Genomic DNA, 16,370 nt, shown 5'->3' with positions numbered 1-16,370 from the left:
GACATGTCTCCCGCCAAGTCTCGAGTTGCGTTTACGGTGGTCGAATTGCTGGTGGTGATTGCCATCATCAGCACGCTGATGGGCTTGATCTTGGCCGCTGTCATCAGGGCGAAGGGGACTGCCCTAAGAATCCAGTGCGCGAACTACATGCGGCAGTTCGGCATGGCCGAGCGGAATTACGAAACGGCCCAGAATTTTATGTCGGCTTCGCGCGGCTGGCCGTCGAACTCGAACATTACTCGGCCCACAAACATCGATACTTCTGCTACCGCGTCGAATTCCAACGCGCAGAGTTGGGTCATGCCGCTCTTGCCGCATATCGAGCAGCTCGCTCTTTATGAGCAGATTGAAACTGCCAGCGGCAGTCTCCCCAACTTTGATGATCAGCGGATCGCTATCGCTTTCTGCCCAGCCGATATTTCGGACGTCAATGCCAAGAATCGCAGCTCGTACGTCGTAAACGGTGGGCGCTTCAACGGTGCGCCCAATGCCAACTGGCCGCTCGATTGGCAAGCCAACGGCTGCCTCGACGATCGGCTGAAAGGGACGAGCGATACGTTTGAGATCTTTTCTGGTCAACGCGCGATGAGTTCGGCTGAGCTCACCCGTGGCGATGGCGCGAGTAACACGCTGCTGTTTTTGGAAAATGCCGACGTCATGGGCTGGAACCGCGCCGACAACGAACGCGATGTTGCGGTCGTATGGGAACCAACTTCGCCCCCTACGGCCACGCACAATTTGAATCAGAATCGCCGTAAGACCGGCGAGCCGTTCAATAATTCTCACGCCCGGCCGAGCAGTCAACACTCGGGAGGTTTTAACGTGACCTTTGCCGATGGCACGGTAAAATTTCTCGCCGATGCGATCGACTATCGCGTGTATTGCCAATTGATGACTTCGAACTCGCGCAATCTGAAAGAGCCTGCGACGAACACAGCTTCGACTGTCGTTCTTCCCAGCCTCACTGCCAGTTCGTACTAAACGAATCGATCGTCCATGCCTGCCGAGCCTGCCCTCGCGGCCAATGAAGAGCCTATCGTCGCGGTGATTCACTCGACGGCCGCACAACCCCTCGCGCTGGCCTGGCAAGCGCATTGCAACGCATTCTTGTGGGGACTGGGCAACGGCCTCGTCAGCACCACGCTGGCCAGTTACCTGGCTCGGCAACTCGGTGCGGCTGGCTTGATCTTTGCAATCATCTTTGCCAGTCAGAATATTGCCGGCGGCTTGCGACTCTTCACCCCCTGGATCTTGCAATGGTCGGGCAGCCGCAAATGGTTTTCCATCGGCACATTTGTGGTGAGCTGCCTGCTGCTGCTGATTCTGCCGGAGATTTGCGAGCCGGGAGCGAAAGAGCAGAATGCTTGGAAGCTGTGGGCCTTTGTCGGGCTATGGGGCGGTTGGCACTTAGCCATGTTCGCCGGCGCGATCGCGCTCTGGTCGTGGATCGGCGATTTGGTTCCCTCGCGCAGGCGCGGCAAGTTCATCGGTGTGCGGCAAGCCTGGCTGATGATCGGGCAGATCCTCGGCTTGGTGGCGGCGGGAGTTTTTGCGTACAAGTATCCGGAGTGGAATCCGCAATTGAGTCCTGCCGAAGTCCGCTGGGATGCTCTCAGTTGGCCGGCGCTCGCGGGCGCAATTGCAATGCTGCTGGCCGTGCTGCCGCTGCTAGTGATGCCCGACATTCCCTTTCGTGCGCTCAAACAGAATCATGCCCGCGAGTTATTGAACGCGGTCGTCGATCGGCGGTTTCTGCCGCTGCTGACCTTCTGGTGTTATGCGGGCCTGGTGAACGGCGTGTCGCAGGCGGTGCAAGGGTTGTATCCGCTGATTGTGCTCAAGCTGCCGCCGTCGACCACGCTGGCGATGGTGGCGCTCATGCACCTCGGTCAGATTTTGATCTCACCGCTCATCGGGTACTTTGCCGATCGAGGTTACTCGCGCAGCATCATGATTGTGTCGCAGATTTTCGTCTCGGTGGCCCTCTTCTTTTTTCCGCTGGTGCTCACCAACCTCGCCGGTAAACAGTTTCCGCTCGGCATGTGGCTGGCGTATGGTTTTTGGATTGCCTACGCCGGCTTGAATGTCTGCCTGCCTCACTTGATGCTCAAACTCTCGCCGGGCGAAAACTCGCCGCCGTATATCAGCCTCTACTTCTCGCTTAGTGGTCTCGCCGTCGCTTTGAGCTCGATCCTTTGCGGCCTGTGGTTCGACAGTCTCGCGAAGGATTACGCACTCAACCTGGCGGGCTGGTCGCTCGATCGCTTCGAGATCTTTTTCTACGCCGGCGGATTGCTGCGATTGACCTCAGTGGTCTGGCTCTGCCTGCTGCCGCGCGGTGCGGGTACTTCGGTTAAAATTGGTCACGTGCTGACTGCTCCGCAATTGACGACCCGTTCCTAGAATTGAGATCGATGCCAGCTACCTCTCCAGCCCGCAAACCGCGGATCGCCGTGACCATGGGCGATCCCGCCGGAGTCGGCCCTGAACTTTGCGTCCGTTTGCTGCAAGACGAGTCGCTGCTGCAAGAGCTCACACCGATCGTCTTCGGCGATGCAGGCGTGCTCGCTCGCGTCGCGAAGCATCTAGGCTGGAGTTTCGCAGCGCCGATCATTCGCGCTGCCGATTGGCCGAAAGGTCTGGAGCATCTGACGCAGGGCACTGTCTTCGATTTGCAGTACGTCGCTGCGGACGAAGTGATTCCTTGTCGCGTCGCGGCGAACACCGGTCACGCGGCGTTTCAGTATTTGGAGCGAGCAATCGCCGCCGGCCTGGCTGGTGAGATCGACGGCATTTGCACGGGACCAATCAACAAAGCCGCCCTGCATGCCGCCGGCCATCATTATCCCGGTCACACCGAGATTCTCGCCGAGCGGATGCAGGTCGATCGCTGGTGCATGATGCTCACGGCGCCCGAGATCACCTGCAGCTTCGTCACCGCGCACGTCGGTTATCACGAAGTGCCGCAGTTGCTCAGTGCCGAGCGAATCGGTGAAGTAATCGATCTGACGGTCGCCGCAATGCGCCGCATTCGTGGCCGTGAACCCAAACTGATCTGCTGCGGACTCAACCCGCACGCCGGCGAGGATGGCCTGTTTGGCAATCGCGAAGAGGAACGCATCATCGCTCCCGCAGTCGCGGCAGCTCGCGCGCGAGGTGTAAACATTGAAGGGCCGTTGCCGCCCGATACTTGCTTTCTCACCTGGCGTCGGGCCGATACCGACGCGTTCATCTGCATGTATCACGATCAGGGACACATCCCGCTGAAAGCCCTCGCGTTCGACACCGCGATCAACACTACGCTCGGCTTGCCAGTAGTGCGGACCAGCGTCGACCACGGCACGGCGTTCGATATTGCGTGGCGCGGTATCGCGAATCCCAGCAGCTTGTTCGCCGCCGTTCGCCTGGCGGCCCAGTTATCCCAAACGCCAGTGGAATAACCATGCCGATCGAATTTTCCTGCCGCTGTGGCGCTCGGTTTCGAGTCGCGGATCAAATGGCCGGACAATCCGCGCAGTGCACTGCGTGTCAGCAAGTGGTGGTCGTACCCTATCCGAACGCACCTGCCATTCAGCCCAGCGGCTGGGCTCCGCCACAGCCGCCCGACCAGGGCATTCGCCGAGAAGTGGAGCAGTTCAATCGCGAGACGAACTCGGCAGCATCGAATCCCGGCATGCTTCGCATGAGCATGCTGAAGTATCTAATGAGCTTTCCCAAGTGGCCCATTATCTGGATGTCGCTGCTGCTCATCTCGCTCCTGCTCGGCTATTTCACCTGCTTCGGCTGGATCATGGCCGTGCTGTTTCTGGTGATGAACATTGGCTACTGGCGCGTGACGCGAAACAAATTCGTGGCTGGCTGCATCAATCCCGGCGTGGTCGTTTCGCTCGACCCACCCTTGGTCGCAGTCCTCACGAACTTGAACAAAGGCGGCAGCGACACCGATTGGAATTACATCCGCATCTTGAACCAGCCATTAAATAGCATGACCGGTGGTCCACCGCAGATCGGCCAGCGGTTGGCAGCCGTTGCTCTGTACACGCCGTCCGACGACGCGTGCCCTCACTGGGAATACTTCTCGCCCACAGTGGTCAATTGCGTCACTTGGAATGCACGAGAGATTCAGCGGGTTCAGAATTCGATCGAGGCCAGCGATTGGGACGAACTATCGCGCGGTCTGAAGCAACTGCCGCAACCACCCGCGGAAGGTTTGTTCAAAGTGGAATTGAAACCGCCGCGGCAGCGATCATTGTCCCCGCACCAAATTGCTCAAGCCTTGCCGCACGTGGTAAAGCACCTGCCGGATAAGTATTGCTATCTGGCGGCCCACGGCATCCCTCCGCAGATCTTGCAAACTGCTCTCCCTTCGATCGCGCCGAGTGTGAATCCGCACAGTGTGCTGGCCCTGGTCCTGGCAAATAGCGACGCCAGCGGCAAGCGCGGAATGATCATGACCGGTGAGGGAATTTTCTTTCACGTTTCGGATACGCTCCGCGGTGCGTTTCGCTGGCAAGACTTGTGGGGCGCTGGTTACTCGCGCTATCAATTCGAACTACTGCTCATCAACGGCCAACGTTGGCGATTTGATGAAGCGTTCGGCGAAAACAGTCAGATGCTGGAAACGCTGCTCGACGGCATTTCCAAAAGTGGCTGAGCGGTTGCCTGATTGAATCACTTCTCACCGAAAGGTCCCCACACATGCCGCGACCGATTCAAGGTGTGCTGCCGATCGCTCACACGCCGTTCTTGGCCGATGACACGATCGATTTCGCAAGCCTCCGCAAGCAAATCGATTGGGCCTTTGCGACTGGCGCCGATGGCGTGTGTACGGGCATGGTCAGCGAGTTGCTGCGGCTGACGCATGACGAACGTTTGGAACTGACCGACCAGTTGCCGGTCATCACGGCGGGGCGCGGCTGCGTGGTGATGAGCGTCGGCGCCGAGAGCGTGAAGCAAGCGGTGATCTACACACGTCGCGCCGCGTCGGCTGGTTGCGATGCGGTGATGGCCGTGCCGCCGATCTCGGGGAGCGTGCCCGACATCGAGTTGATTCACTACTACAGCGGCCTGGCCGATGCCTCGCCGTTGCCGGTGATTGTGCAAGACGCATCGGGTTACGTCGGTAAGAGCATCTCGCTCGACGTGAATATCGAACTCCTCCGCCGTTATGGCAACGAGAAGATCCTCTTCAAGCCCGAGGCCTCGCCGATTGGGCCGTTGCTATCGAATTTTCATAAGCACACACACGGCCAGGCGCGCGTCTTCGAAGGTTCCGGCGGCATCCTGCTGATCGATAGCTTCCGCCGCGGCATCGCCGGCACTATGCCGGGAATGGAGTATCTCGATGCCATCGTGCCGCTGTGGAAGGCATTGCAGCGCGGCGATGATGCGACCGCTTATCGGTTGTATTTTCCCGTTTGCGCGCTGGTCGCCTTGCAGCTGCAAGCCGGGCTCGATGGCTTCTTGGCGATCGAGAAATACATCCTTCATCGCCGCGGACTATTCGCGACCGATCGACGGCGGCGGCCGAACTCTTGGAGCCTCGATCGCGAGACGCAAGCAGAAGTCGATCGACTACTCGCGCTGCTGGAAGCAGAAGTGCAGCGCATCCCGAAAAGTAGCTGAATTCGCCAGAATTCAGAAACGGTAGTTGAGCGTAACCCTCTGAATTCTGGCGAATTCAGCTACAGGATCACGACACTCGGCAGATGAAGCACTTGAGATACTCGGTTTCGAGGCAAGTGGCCGCGACCGGATGATCGGCAGCAGCGCCACGTTGTTCGAGGATCTGAATGTCTCGGCCCGACTTCTGTGCGACGCCGCTGAGCATCAGCCGAAAATCTTCCGGCGACACGGTGCCACTGCAGGAGTTGGTTATAAGGATGCCGCCGGGCGGCAACAGCGCGACGGCCGATTTGTTCAGGCGATGATAGGCTTGCAGCGCGGAGTTCACGCCGCTGCGGCTCTTGGCGAACTTCGGTGGGTCGAGCACGATTGCATCGAACTGCTGACCTTCGCCGGCGAGGCGGTCGAGCGTTTGAAAGCCGTCGCCCACTTCGAACTTCACGTTGAGACCATTGATCTCCGCATTGCGCTGAGCCTGCGCGATTGCTTTCTTGCTGCCATCAATGCCGGTCGCTTCGGCAGCGCCGAGCTTCACTGCATTGAGGGCAAAGCCGCCGGTGTAGCAGAACAAATCGAGCAGCCGTCTTCCCTTCAGATAGCGGGCCGCAGCAACGCGATTCTCACGCTGATCGAGATAGAAGCCCGTCTTTTGGCCGGCGCTGAGATCAACTTCGAACGCGAGATCATTCTCGCGAATCACGATCGGTGCGTTCGGCAGTTCGCCCCAGTGTCGTTCTTCGCCACTCTCGATTCCTTCCAGCTTCGCCGTTTGCGGATCGCTGCGGAGGACGATGCCCTTCGGCTGCAGTTCTTGCTGCAGGATCTCGGCGAGCATATCGGCCCGCTGCGTCATGGCAAGCGAAGTGGGCTGCACCACGAGATAGTCGCCGTAGCGATCGATCACGAGGCCACTCAAGCCGTCGGCTTCGCTGAAGACAAGACGAGTGGCCGATTGGCTGCGAGCATTCGGCTCGGCGGGGGCCTCAGCCACCCGATGCGGTTCGTAACCAAGTTGCCGGCGCATGGCGATCGCAGCTTGTAATCGCTGGCGAAAGAAATCGGCGGTGAGGAACTCGCCTTCTTTCCAAGTAAAGAGGCGCACACGGATTCGACTATTGGCGTTGTAAAAGCCGCGGGCGATGAACTTATTGCGCTCGTTGTAGAGATCGACGACCTGCCCATCGACTTCGGCCAAGTGTTCGCCGGCCAGCGTGAGAGGTTCCACGCGATCGACCGCGCCGACGAGCACCCAAGGGTGCCGGCCGTAAAACGGGAGGGCCTTGCGCGGCTTGAGAATGACGCGGGCGGTGGGTTGGCCGGTGGTGATTGCTAAATCGCTGGACATGGTGCGAACTCAAATAAAGCACGTAACGTTGGGGCCGCGGCGCGGACCAACATCCGTGTGGGTTACGGTCCGCCAATCGGACCCGGCAAGAATGAGAGATTACAGTTTGGCAAACGCGTCGAGCGCCTGCTCGATATGATGCGGCTCGAGGGCCGCGGAAACTTGCACCCGCAGTCGGGCCTGTCCCTTCGGCACGACCGGAAAACCGAAGCCGATCACCATCACGCCTAGCTCGAGCAACCGTTTGCTCTTGGCAATGGCTTCGGCTTCGTCGCCGATCATGATCGGCACGATAGCGGTCGGCGAGTCGTGACAATCAAAGCCGAGCTTCGCAAAGCCGCTGCGAATGGCTTGGATGTTTCGCCGCAACTTAGCTGAGCGTTCGGGTTCGCGATCGATGATCTCAATCGCCTTTCGCGCGCTACAAGCGACCGTGGCGGGAACCGCATTCGAGAACAAACTCGGCCGCGAACGTTGCAGTAGCAAGTCGATCACAAGTTGCGACGCGGCCACATATCCGCCCGCAGCGCCGCCGAGTGCTTTGCCCAGCGTGCCGGTGAGGAGATCGATCTGCTTAAAACAATTGAAGTGTTCCGGCGTACCACGGCCCGTAGCGCCAAGCGCGCCGATGCCATGCGAGTCATCGACGACGAGCAACGCTTCGTATTGTTTGCAAAGCGAGATAATCTCCGGCAGCGGACAGAGATCCCCTTCCATGCTGAACACGCCGTCGGTCACCACCCAGCGGCAGGCTTTGTGGCGGGTGGCTTGCAGCTTTTGTTCGAGATCGGCGAGGTCGTTGTGTTTGTAGACCGCGCGCTCGGTCGCTTTGTTGACGAGGCGAATGCTGTCGATGATGCTCGCATGATTGAGCTCATCCGAGATGATCGCATCGTCCGGTCCCGCCAGCGTCGGAAACACGGCCGCATTGGCATTCCAGCAGGCGACATAACTGAGAGCCGACTGCGTGCCGACGAATCGTGCGATCGTTTCTTCGAGTTCGCGATGGCAGGTGAGCGTGCCACAGATGAAGCGGACCGAAGCCGTGCCGGCGCCGTAGCGCCGCAGGCCTTCGTGTCCGGCTTCGATGACCTCGGGATGGTTAGCCAACCCGAGGTAATTGTTGGAGCAAAGAACAATGACCTCGCCGTGCCCTTCGAGGTTCGCGGTCGGACCGAGCGAGCCGGTCAGGTATTGAAACTGCTTGAGTTGCCGCGCATCGGCGAGGCCGCTCAGCAGTTCCCGTCCGCGAGATTCGAAGTTGGCGTTCGGCATGTGAGGTTCTCAGTTGCGAGTACGCAGATTACTCGTCGTCGGCTTTGAACCAAGGAGTCAAAGTCGGCGAGTACGAGTGGAGTTCATCGGGCTTGAAGTAGAGGGCCACTTCGCGGGCGGCCGCTTCTGGGCCATCCGAAGCGTGAACCAGGTTCATCTGGCGGCTGCTGCTGTAGTCGCCACGGATGGTGCCCGGGGCAGCCTTCAGGCCGCTCGTTGCGCCGAGCATTTCGCGGATTACGCGAATGGCTTCGAGCCCTTCGACCACGATGGCGACAATCGGCGAAGCCGTGATGAACTTCTCGAGGGCCGGATAAAACGGCTTTTGCACGTGCTCGGCATAGTGTTCCTTGGCCAGGGCGGGCGTGACCTTGAGCATCTTGAGGGCGATCAGGTTGAGTCCCTTTTGCTCAAAACGGCTGATCACTTCGCCCATCAGGCGGCGTTGCACACAGTCAGGCTTGAGCAGGATCAAAGTTTTTTCGACGGCCATGGGGCATCCTTGGTTCGGAATGAAGAGGCAGACTGACAATCAAATTACACGGTGTTTTCGTAGCAGAGGGCTCGATTTTACGAACGAGCGTGCTGCGGGAAAATGGGGGCTGCGGCTCCCGGCGGGCAGATCAGGTCGCCGGCTCGGCGACCGGTGCGAAGGGCGTGTCTACGTTTGAGCGACACCGATTCAGTATGTCAAATCGTCCTAATTATGAGTTTCAGCGGCCCAGCCTGTGCAATTCTCAACTTCGTCTACTTAGTATTTCGATGTCGGAGACGTAATGTGGACCCCTCGATTTCCGGGACTTACTAGTTCGATGGTTGCCTTTTCCGCAAATAGCACCAGCGTAAGGCATCAGCCAATTGCGTTGTGTTAACCTATGTATTAGTTTTACACCTTGTTTTTGAGTGTGACATCTTCTGTCACCCTAAAATCAACAAGGAGTTAAAAAGATGGCAAAAAAAGCCAAGGGCGGACCGAATAAGTCTTCAGCAATTCGTGATTACAAGACAGCAAACCCAACCGCTGCTCCCAAAGAAATCGCCGAAGCACTGGCTAAAGACGGCCTGGTCGTCTCCGCTCAATTCGTGAGCACGGTCCTCTCGAACGCCAAGAAAAAGGGCGGCAAGATCGGCAAGCGTGGGCCCAAGCCCGGTCGCAAAGCTGCTGCTGCTGGCGGTGGATTGGAACAACTGCTGACCGCCAAGAAGATGGTCGAGCAACTCGGCGGCATCGAAAACGCCCGCTCGGCTTTGAATGTTCTCGCCCAGCTGGGCCTCGGTTAAAGAATCTCGGCTACGAGTTCTACCAAATGAAAAACTCCCAAGCAGGCGGGAGGATTCGCCTGCCGGGAGTTTTTGAAAGGGACGAAGCTGTGTGCTGCCTCGTCCGCGAATCTTTGCATCAGCTCCTCTGAGCTAATGTTATTCGAGCTTCACCGCGACGCTATCGTCGGTGCTCTCAAAATACTTGCTGATCTGCTCGGTGATGTTCGACGAGGCTGGCTCATCGAGATTGATCTGACCGGGATAGGTCGTATCAGCATTCACCAGCTTTTCGGCGACGTCGATCTTCGTGCCGATGTTCTTGACCAATTCCTTGGTGCGCGACAACTTGCTGTCGTCGAAGTTGAATTCGCTGGTCGTTTGAGCGACGCGAACCATTTCCATGCGGGCTTCGAGGTTGGCAACATCGACTTCGAGTTGCGTCTTGGCGGCTTGCATGGCCTTCAGCTTTTCGCGGCCGGCCGACAGGCCCCGCTCACGAGCCGAAATGATTTGATTCAACTTCTCGATCGTGGCAGCCTTGACCTTGTAGGTCTCAAACCGCTGCGTCAGATCCGATTCCACCTGGCGAGCCGTGTAGCTCTTGCCGCAGTAGACGAATGATTCGCCACGCTTGAGATCGCTGGACAGGCGATCGATCTCGCCCTTGCTCTTGGCGAGATTCTTTTCGCTGGTGACCAGCTGTTCGCGCAGCTTATGAACTTCGACTTCCTCCTTGGCGACCAGGCTGATGTTGCTGCGAATCTCGGGAGCCAATCCCTTGATCATGTCGCGAGCACGTTGCAGCTCGAACGCCACCGGCACACTATCACTCACCGACTGACGAACCCAACCGAGGGACGTGGTGGCATAGCTGAATCCATCGCGACCAAACATCAGACTCAACAGCAACACCAACGCACCACCCGCAAACAAACCCTTCTTGACCATGGAATGGCCCTCCCCAATGCGACTCAGCATCTCAATTGCCACCTTAGCAATTCGAAAAATCTGGAAAATGACGCGTCAGACTCACTGGAAACGCCCAGGCAGGCCTGACTAGTAAGAGGTAAATCGCTGGCCCCGCGGCAATATTGGGCCGGCTATTCAGAAAAATGGGAATATTTTTCAAGTCGCAAGAGCCAAGCCAATCCGCTTACTTTGTGCGGGGCTCTTTTCCCCAAATTCCCAGCTCCCGCCGCCGGGCCTCGTCTTGAGCCCGCAACAATTGCCGGTTCATGGTCGTGGAATCGCCCGGATAGGTATGCACCCGGGCTAGGCCGGCGGCGACCAATTCCTCATTCAGGCAGGCATTTCCCACGTACAAATAGGCCAAGCTTCGGCCGTACCGATCGAGCCGCCGCTTATCCAGTTCGAGGCGGACATTCCCGCCCGCGACCTTGGCTTTTAAGAATTCGGTCGCTTCCTGCCCAAACGGCTGCGGTTCGATATCGCGCTGAACCGTCTCCGGGGTGTTGATTCCCAGCAACCGAACCTTGCCGCGGAATTGTCCGGACGAATCTTTCCCGCCCTGCGAGACAAACAGTGTATCGCCGTCGATCACGGCAATGACTTCGCAGGGGCCGCTGCGCAAAACGGTAGGATCGGTAAACCCAACCAGACCGGGCTGCGGCGCATCATGTTTGGCAGCGCGCAAATAAATCGCCAACGCCAGAATTGACGCCGTGATGATAAACAGCCTCAGCCTTGGCCACCGCCGATAACGGCCCCACATGAGTTACTCCTGATGCGCAGCAGGTGCGCGTTAGGAGGTAAATCAGTTCTGGCTGAAGTCGAGCGAGACTTTGCTTTCGCGGCCGAGCGGATTCTGCATGAATTTGCGATGGCAGTCGCAGCAGAGATCGAAAGATTTCTTTTGATAGACTTCGGGTGCGATTGCATCGCACTCTTCGTCATCGGCCCGCTCGAGAATCTCTTCGATCTCGAGCAGATGATCGCGGTCGTCGGTCAGTTCGCAGTCGTTAATCGGCTCCATCACCGCTTGCACTTCCAGTCGGACGACATACCGCAGATCCTCCTGCGGGTCGAGCACGCGTTTGCACCGATCACACGAGTAGTGACGCATACGAACCACCCCTGAAAGACATCAACCTCGTCGTGCGAGTTGCTGAAACACCCGGACGTGATCAGCTCCACGACGTTCTTCATCCTAACGCGATGCGTTGAATGCCGACAAGATGATTCTACCAGAAAGTAACGGCCAACGAAGATTTCTTGAAGCCGACGCCAGCACATCGTAATGCTTGCGGAAAATATTCTGGCTGCTGCTCTTGATTTTTAAAGCGCTACGAAGTTGCAAATCGATTGACAAGTTTGCGAAACGCGAATGCGACGGCTATTGACCGCACAACTTCACAGCTAAAAAAAACGGCGTCGCACTTCCGCAGAAATGCGACGCCTTCGTGCTTTTGACGCTTCTCAATGACTGCTACTTCGCGCAGCAGTTGCTCGGTTCGCAGCAAGCTCCTGTCGCGCAGCAGCCGGCGTCGCAAACGCAGGGGCCGCCGGTTGTGCAGGCGCAACTCTGTTCGACGCACGCGCAGTCGGTGCAGCTACAGGCAGCGCCGCAGCAGCAAGCCGCTTGCTTCGCGGTCGAGGAGATCGCCGGGCCGGCGAAGACCGCGGCGAGAGAAACGGTAACGAGACCAACGAGCGCAGAAATGGATTTCAACATGACTTGATTCCTGAAAAATGTGTTAGGCAAACAGACGAACTCAAACACATGCGCGCAGCATCACACTGTGCGCGATCAGGAATTCAATTTCGCCAGACGCAGAGGGCGATTTGCAAAGATACGGGCTTGAAGGGCGGCCCGCTGATTTTCGCAGCTCCATCCACCCGCGTGGGAACGGCGGCAGGAAGCGTCCAATCGGCGTAGACAACCGTCGAAATGGGAGCCTGCTTGGCAGCCGAGTCGGCAGGAACGGGCGCTGGTTCACGACTGTCGGGAACGGCAGTGCATTCGCAACCCGCGGAATCACTGGAACAGCAACGATCGGCTGAAGCTGCGGTCGGAACCGAGCAGCACGTCTTCGCCGCACAGCAGCACGAACCGGTCGCGACATTTTCGCTCGGCGTGCAACAACTGGTTTGCTGCGTCTGACCGCAATCCGCGCACACGCAGGCCGCTTGTAGCGGCGGCAACACCGCCAGCGACAAAATGGCCAGGCTCAAGACGAGCCAGCGAGGGGTTCGGCGGTGGCGAAGGAAGTTCATGCCTCTATTTTCGCAGGTTGAGAGAAACGATCAAGGTGGAAATTGCTCTTAGTCGGTAGAATCAAGCCGTCCTTCGATCCTTGGAGACTCCTCATGCTTCGTTATTTTGCCTTCATTGCCGTTGCTCTCCTCCCGGCGATCTCGTCCGCTCAGCAACTCAATCTCGCGGCTCAATGGCCCGCCTGGCGCGGACCTCAGCACAACGGCGTCGCGCCGCAGGGAGATCCGCCGACGAAGTGGAGCGAGACCGAAAACATCAAATGGAAAGTGGCCATTCCGGGCGAAGGAAGTTCGACGCCCATCATTTGGGGCGATCGCATTTTCCTGCTGACGGCGATCAAGACCGATAAGGTGGCGACCGACCTGCCGGCGACGATCGATGAGCCGGTCGGGCCGTTCAAAATCAAGTTCCCGAAGAACTACTTTCAGTTCACTGTCATCTGTCTCGATCGCGCGACCGGCAAGACGCTGTGGCAAAAGATGGCCACCGAGCGAGTGCCGCATGAAGGCGTGCATCCTGATAACGACTACGCATCGTCCTCGCCGGTGACCGACGGCAAACGGCTGTTTGTCAACTTCGGTTCGAACGGCGTGTATGCCTTCGATCTCGATGGCAAGGAACTCTGGTCGAAAGAGTTCGGCAAGCTGACGACCCGCAACAGCTTCGGCGAAGGGAGTTCCTCGGCGCTGCACGGCAATGTTCTGGTCACGACCTGGGATCAGGACGGCCCATCGTTCATCACTGCACAAAATGCCGAGACGGGCGAACTGCTGTGGCGCAAGGATCGCGAAGAAAAAACGGCTTGGGCCACGCCGTTGATCGTCGAGCGCGCCGGTAAGACGCAAGTGATCACGAACGCGACAAACCTGGTGCGGAGCTACGATCTGTTCACCGGCGAGATCCTCTGGCAGTGCGCTGGCCAGGCGACCAACGTCACGCCGTCGCCGGTTGCGAATGACAAACTCGTGTATTGCATGAGTGGTTATCGCGGCTACGCGCTGTACGCGTTGCCGTTCGATCAAAAGGGGGATCTGACCGACACCGACAAGATCGCCTGGAAGCTCGACCGCGGTACGCCCTACATTCCGTCGCCGTTGCTGTACGACAACCGCCTCTACTTCACGCAATCGAACGAAGGGATTCTTTCCTGCGTCGATGCGACGAACGGCAAGATTCTGATCGAGCGCACTCGGCTGCAAGGGATCAGCACGATTTATGGCTCACCGATTGGCGCTGCGGGCCGAGTCTATTTCACATCGCGTCGCGGTGTGACGACGGTCATCAAGCATGCCGATGAGTTAGAGATTCTCGCTTCGAATCAACTCGATGAAGAATTCGATGCCTCGCCGGCGGTTGTCGGTAAAGAACTCTACTTGCGCGGCAAGAAGTGGCTGTACTGCATTGCCGAGTGAAACAGCGCGTTACGTGGCCGGCGATTCGGCAGGTCCGCGACGCAGCATGCCGGTGAGCGGCTTCAAGTAGTTGTTGTAAGTCGACATCAGCGGCAACGGCAAACGGATGCTAAGGGGCTGCGGCACATCGGGCATCAGCCATTCGCCGCCGGTCAACTGGCAGGCCGTCCACAGATTCTTTTGAATGGCCGTCGCTTGTACCTGTGGATCGCCGCGCCACAGCACTTGCGGCTCGATCCCCGCCGTGAAAACGAGCAGCCGTTCCGCTGTGCCGAGCAACCAGAGATCGTCCTGCTTGATCGTCAGCGGCGATTTTCCTTCGGGCCATTCGAGTTGCACGGGATGATAGAGAAAGAACCGCGAGGTATCGCCGGTCAGCAGATCGAGCACGGCCCGGGTGACATCTGGCGGCGCTCGCCGCGTTTGCGATTCCGGATGCAAGCGATCGGCGAAGTAAGCCCCGCGATGTTTGTTAAGGAGCCCTTCAATCACCTTCGCATCTTTCCGCAGATAGGCCGTCACCGCAAAGAGGGCTTCATCACGGTTCGGATCATGTGGCGGAATGCGCGCTTCAAGGGCTGCTAAATCGTCGAGATAAATAGTGACCAGGTCGCTGTCGGGATCGAGATCGGGGTGCTCGAAAAAATACGGCGGATTATCGCGCAGGCTGTCGACCAACGGCTGACGCAGTTCAGCGGGGAGCTGCATGATCGTGCGACTGGTGCTCAGCAGTGGCGGCAGATCGTTCCCCTCGAGTTCCTTTTCTCCCACCAGGTAACTGGCGAGCGAGCGAACCGCGTCGGCCAGCTGTTCACGCACACTGGCGAGCGCCGGCTTGATGCCAACGGCTAGTTTCACTTGCAGGCGTGCTTCCACGCCTTGCTTCCAGGCCGCAATCCGATCGGCGCTGCGGCCGTGCAGATACAGATCGAGAAATTTCTCGAGTCGCGTGGCGATTGCATGCCGTTCGTCGCTCAACAGGCAATCCATCGCGTTGTACTTCGCCGGCTGGGCGCTGCGATGCGCGGCCAAGCAACGATACAGGAACACGCGGTCGTACTCGCTACGAAACTGCAGCGCGCCGATCTCTTTGAGGGCGGCAGAAAGTCCTTCGCGCGACAGTGGAAAAGCCGAGACGAGCTCGGTCAATTCAGCGCCGTAAATCCAGTTGGCATCGCGATGGCGAAAGTCGCCACCGTAGATCGAAGCGACTTCACAACCAATGACGCGGATCACGCTGGAGAGAAGCGCGAGGGCCTGTCGATTGACCACCTGCTGCGCGATGGCCGTGGCGCCTTGCTTGCCGAAGGAACCGAGAATCCACCAAGCGCCGAGCGTCAGCGGATTGGCTCCCAACGCAAATCGGCTGAGATAGTAAGCCGCGTTGGCGTACGGCCAATAAGGCTCCGTTTTGCGATAGAGACGGTAAGCTTCGACCGCGCGGCGAACGTATTGGTACAGATTCGCAAGGTTGTAATCCTTCACCGCCAGCGGTAACTCGTCGAGCACGATCAGCAGGTTCAGCGAGCCTCGGCTGGCCGCCCGCATGATCTGATCGAGGCTCACTTCCAGCAGCGGATTCTCGGCCGACGGCTGATACAGACGAGCAACTTTCAGCACCAGTTGCTGCGCATCGTCGCGAATCAGCAGCGGAATGAGCTTTCCTTCGACAACATATTTGTTACTGGTAATGTTGTCGTACAGAATCTGCGTTTCGGCTTTCAGCAGTTCCATCAACTGCCGATCTTTGCGCACCAGCTCCGAAACATTTCCCGCCGGCACCGGCGCTGCATTAAGCGTGAGCGGCTCGGGAAACTCCATCCATTCGTGAAACGTTTGCAACCGACGGGCGAGCGCTTCTTCGCGAGTATCAAGTTGACCGGCCTGCGATTCGAACTGCTTTTGCAGCTGCTGTTGCTGTTCTTCAAAATCGGCTTTCAAACGGGCGACGCGAGCTTCTTCGCCGGCCAGATTCTGCCGCAGGCGTTCGATCTCGAGTTCCTCAGCCGTCAGCCGTCGCCGGAACCAGGCCGCCGAAGCGACGACGGCAACCACTCCCAAATAAATGGCCAGCTGCCACCAGCCGAGCACATTTCGCCCGGCAATGGTCGCCGCGACAATGGCAACCGCGCCGGAGGCGACGAGAATCAGCGGAGTAGGTTGCCAGCGAGACATGCAGCGAGAGAGCCAGAGAGGTGGAACAAGGTGCGAAGGC

The 16,370-nt window shown here is 58.4% G+C and carries 16 protein-coding genes; 8 read left to right on the top strand and 8 right to left on the bottom strand.

What is annotated here, in order from left to right; all coding sequences use genetic code 11:
- The first annotated feature begins 3 nt into the window (after positions 1-3).
- From M9Q49_RS31650 to M9Q49_RS31630, 5 genes are read left to right on the top strand one after another with little or no spacing between them, the layout of a single operon-like run.
- Positions 4-981 (top strand): DUF1559 family PulG-like putative transporter, encoded by a 978-nt coding sequence (locus M9Q49_RS31650; RefSeq protein WP_254513320.1) that lies wholly within the window; start codon positions 4-6, stop codon positions 979-981.
- 15 nt (positions 982-996) lie between these two features.
- The gene (locus M9Q49_RS31645) at positions 997-2,403 is read left to right on the top strand and encodes an MFS transporter (protein WP_254513319.1); all 1,407 of its coding nucleotides are present in this window, start codon (positions 997-999) and stop codon (positions 2,401-2,403) included.
- An 11-nt stretch (positions 2,404-2,414) separates the two neighbouring features.
- Complete coding sequence (pdxA, locus tag M9Q49_RS31640) at positions 2,415-3,440, top strand: 4-hydroxythreonine-4-phosphate dehydrogenase PdxA (protein ID WP_254513318.1); 1,026 nt, start codon at positions 2,415-2,417, stop codon at positions 3,438-3,440.
- 56 nt (positions 3,441-3,496) lie between these two features.
- Positions 3,497-4,654: a DUF3239 domain-containing protein gene (locus M9Q49_RS31635; protein WP_254513317.1), complete on the top strand. Its 1,158-nt coding sequence runs from the start codon at positions 3,497-3,499 to the stop codon at positions 4,652-4,654.
- A gap of 44 nt (positions 4,655-4,698) precedes the next feature.
- Positions 4,699-5,625: a dihydrodipicolinate synthase family protein gene (locus tag M9Q49_RS31630; RefSeq protein ID WP_254513316.1), complete on the top strand. Its 927-nt coding sequence runs from the start codon at positions 4,699-4,701 to the stop codon at positions 5,623-5,625.
- Between the two features lie 67 nt (positions 5,626-5,692).
- Here M9Q49_RS31630 and M9Q49_RS31625 read toward each other — a convergent pair whose 3' ends face one another.
- The 3 genes from M9Q49_RS31625 to ndk form a co-directional block, all read right to left on the bottom strand.
- Complete coding sequence (locus tag M9Q49_RS31625) at positions 5,693-6,970, bottom strand: class I SAM-dependent rRNA methyltransferase (protein ID WP_254513315.1); 1,278 nt, start codon at positions 6,968-6,970, stop codon at positions 5,693-5,695.
- 99 nt (positions 6,971-7,069) lie between these two features.
- Positions 7,070-8,245 (bottom strand): glycine C-acetyltransferase, encoded by a 1,176-nt coding sequence (locus M9Q49_RS31620; protein ID WP_254513314.1) that lies wholly within the window; start codon positions 8,243-8,245, stop codon positions 7,070-7,072.
- A gap of 28 nt (positions 8,246-8,273) precedes the next feature.
- The gene (gene ndk / locus M9Q49_RS31615; RefSeq protein ID WP_254513313.1) at positions 8,274-8,738 is read right to left on the bottom strand and encodes a nucleoside-diphosphate kinase; all 465 of its coding nucleotides are present in this window, start codon (positions 8,736-8,738) and stop codon (positions 8,274-8,276) included.
- Between the two features lie 455 nt (positions 8,739-9,193).
- On the opposite strand from ndk, the gene M9Q49_RS31610 reads away from it, so the two are divergent.
- A complete protein-coding gene (locus M9Q49_RS31610) occupies positions 9,194-9,526 on the top strand; it encodes a hypothetical protein (RefSeq protein WP_254513312.1) in 333 nt (110 codons plus the stop codon).
- 138 nt (positions 9,527-9,664) lie between these two features.
- Here the strand turns inward: M9Q49_RS31610 and M9Q49_RS31605 are convergent, their stop codons facing one another.
- From M9Q49_RS31605 to M9Q49_RS31595, 3 genes are all read right to left on the bottom strand, one after another.
- Positions 9,665-10,456: a hypothetical protein gene (locus tag M9Q49_RS31605; RefSeq protein WP_254513311.1), complete on the bottom strand. Its 792-nt coding sequence runs from the start codon at positions 10,454-10,456 to the stop codon at positions 9,665-9,667.
- Positions 10,457-10,661: 205 nt separating this feature from the next.
- Positions 10,662-11,240 (bottom strand): thermonuclease family protein, encoded by a 579-nt coding sequence (locus tag M9Q49_RS31600; protein ID WP_254513310.1) that lies wholly within the window; start codon positions 11,238-11,240, stop codon positions 10,662-10,664.
- Between the two features lie 42 nt (positions 11,241-11,282).
- A complete protein-coding gene (locus tag M9Q49_RS31595) occupies positions 11,283-11,591 on the bottom strand; it encodes a hypothetical protein (protein ID WP_254513309.1) in 309 nt (102 codons plus the stop codon).
- A 337-nt stretch (positions 11,592-11,928) separates the two neighbouring features.
- Between M9Q49_RS31595 and M9Q49_RS31590 the strand changes: the two genes are divergently transcribed.
- Positions 11,929-12,207 (top strand): hypothetical protein, encoded by a 279-nt coding sequence (locus tag M9Q49_RS31590; RefSeq protein ID WP_254513308.1) that lies wholly within the window; start codon positions 11,929-11,931, stop codon positions 12,205-12,207.
- 76 nt (positions 12,208-12,283) lie between these two features.
- Here the strand turns inward: M9Q49_RS31590 and M9Q49_RS31585 are convergent, their stop codons facing one another.
- Positions 12,284-12,742, bottom strand: coding sequence for a hypothetical protein (locus M9Q49_RS31585; RefSeq protein WP_254513307.1), 459 nt, complete (start codon positions 12,740-12,742; stop codon positions 12,284-12,286).
- A 93-nt stretch (positions 12,743-12,835) separates the two neighbouring features.
- Between M9Q49_RS31585 and M9Q49_RS31580 the strand changes: the two genes are divergently transcribed.
- A complete protein-coding gene (locus tag M9Q49_RS31580) occupies positions 12,836-14,155 on the top strand; it encodes a PQQ-like beta-propeller repeat protein (RefSeq protein WP_254513305.1) in 1,320 nt (439 codons plus the stop codon).
- Between the two features lie 9 nt (positions 14,156-14,164).
- Here the strand turns inward: M9Q49_RS31580 and M9Q49_RS31575 are convergent, their stop codons facing one another.
- Complete coding sequence (locus M9Q49_RS31575; RefSeq protein WP_254513303.1) at positions 14,165-16,330, bottom strand: hypothetical protein; 2,166 nt, start codon at positions 16,328-16,330, stop codon at positions 14,165-14,167.
- Positions 16,331-16,370 lie beyond the last annotated feature (40 nt).

It is taken from the genome of Anatilimnocola floriformis, from assembly GCF_024256385.1.
In the GTDB taxonomy this organism is placed as follows: Bacteria; Planctomycetota; Planctomycetia; order Pirellulales; family Pirellulaceae; genus Anatilimnocola; species Anatilimnocola floriformis.
Note: the sequence above shows the minus strand (reverse complement) of the source record. Positions and strands in the feature narration are given on the sequence as shown.

Excerpts from the sequence above, each read along its gene's own strand:
- M9Q49_RS31650 (WP_254513320.1), top strand. The coding sequence starts at position 4 with ATGTCTCCCGCCAAGTCTCGAGTTGCGTTTACGGTGGTCGAATTGCTG.
- M9Q49_RS31645 (WP_254513319.1), top strand. The coding sequence starts at position 997 with ATGCCTGCCGAGCCTGCCCTCGCGGCCAATGAAGAGCCTATCGTCGCG.
- pdxA (WP_254513318.1), top strand. The coding sequence starts at position 2,415 with ATGCCAGCTACCTCTCCAGCCCGCAAACCGCGGATCGCCGTGACCATG.
- M9Q49_RS31635 (WP_254513317.1), top strand. The coding sequence starts at position 3,497 with ATGGCCGGACAATCCGCGCAGTGCACTGCGTGTCAGCAAGTGGTGGTC.
- M9Q49_RS31630 (WP_254513316.1), top strand. The coding sequence starts at position 4,699 with ATGCCGCGACCGATTCAAGGTGTGCTGCCGATCGCTCACACGCCGTTC.
- M9Q49_RS31625 (WP_254513315.1), bottom strand. The coding sequence starts at position 6,970 with ATGTCCAGCGATTTAGCAATCACCACCGGCCAACCCACCGCCCGCGTC.
- M9Q49_RS31620 (WP_254513314.1), bottom strand. The coding sequence starts at position 8,245 with ATGCCGAACGCCAACTTCGAATCTCGCGGACGGGAACTGCTGAGCGGC.
- ndk (WP_254513313.1), bottom strand. The coding sequence starts at position 8,738 with ATGGCCGTCGAAAAAACTTTGATCCTGCTCAAGCCTGACTGTGTGCAA.
- M9Q49_RS31610 (WP_254513312.1), top strand. The coding sequence starts at position 9,194 with ATGGCAAAAAAAGCCAAGGGCGGACCGAATAAGTCTTCAGCAATTCGT.
- M9Q49_RS31605 (WP_254513311.1), bottom strand. The coding sequence starts at position 10,456 with ATGGTCAAGAAGGGTTTGTTTGCGGGTGGTGCGTTGGTGTTGCTGTTG.
- M9Q49_RS31600 (WP_254513310.1), bottom strand. The coding sequence starts at position 11,240 with ATGTGGGGCCGTTATCGGCGGTGGCCAAGGCTGAGGCTGTTTATCATC.
- M9Q49_RS31595 (WP_254513309.1), bottom strand. The coding sequence starts at position 11,591 with ATGCGTCACTACTCGTGTGATCGGTGCAAACGCGTGCTCGACCCGCAG.
- M9Q49_RS31585 (WP_254513307.1), bottom strand. The coding sequence starts at position 12,742 with ATGAACTTCCTTCGCCACCGCCGAACCCCTCGCTGGCTCGTCTTGAGC.
- M9Q49_RS31580 (WP_254513305.1), top strand. The coding sequence starts at position 12,836 with ATGCTTCGTTATTTTGCCTTCATTGCCGTTGCTCTCCTCCCGGCGATC.
- M9Q49_RS31575 (WP_254513303.1), bottom strand. The coding sequence starts at position 16,330 with ATGTCTCGCTGGCAACCTACTCCGCTGATTCTCGTCGCCTCCGGCGCG.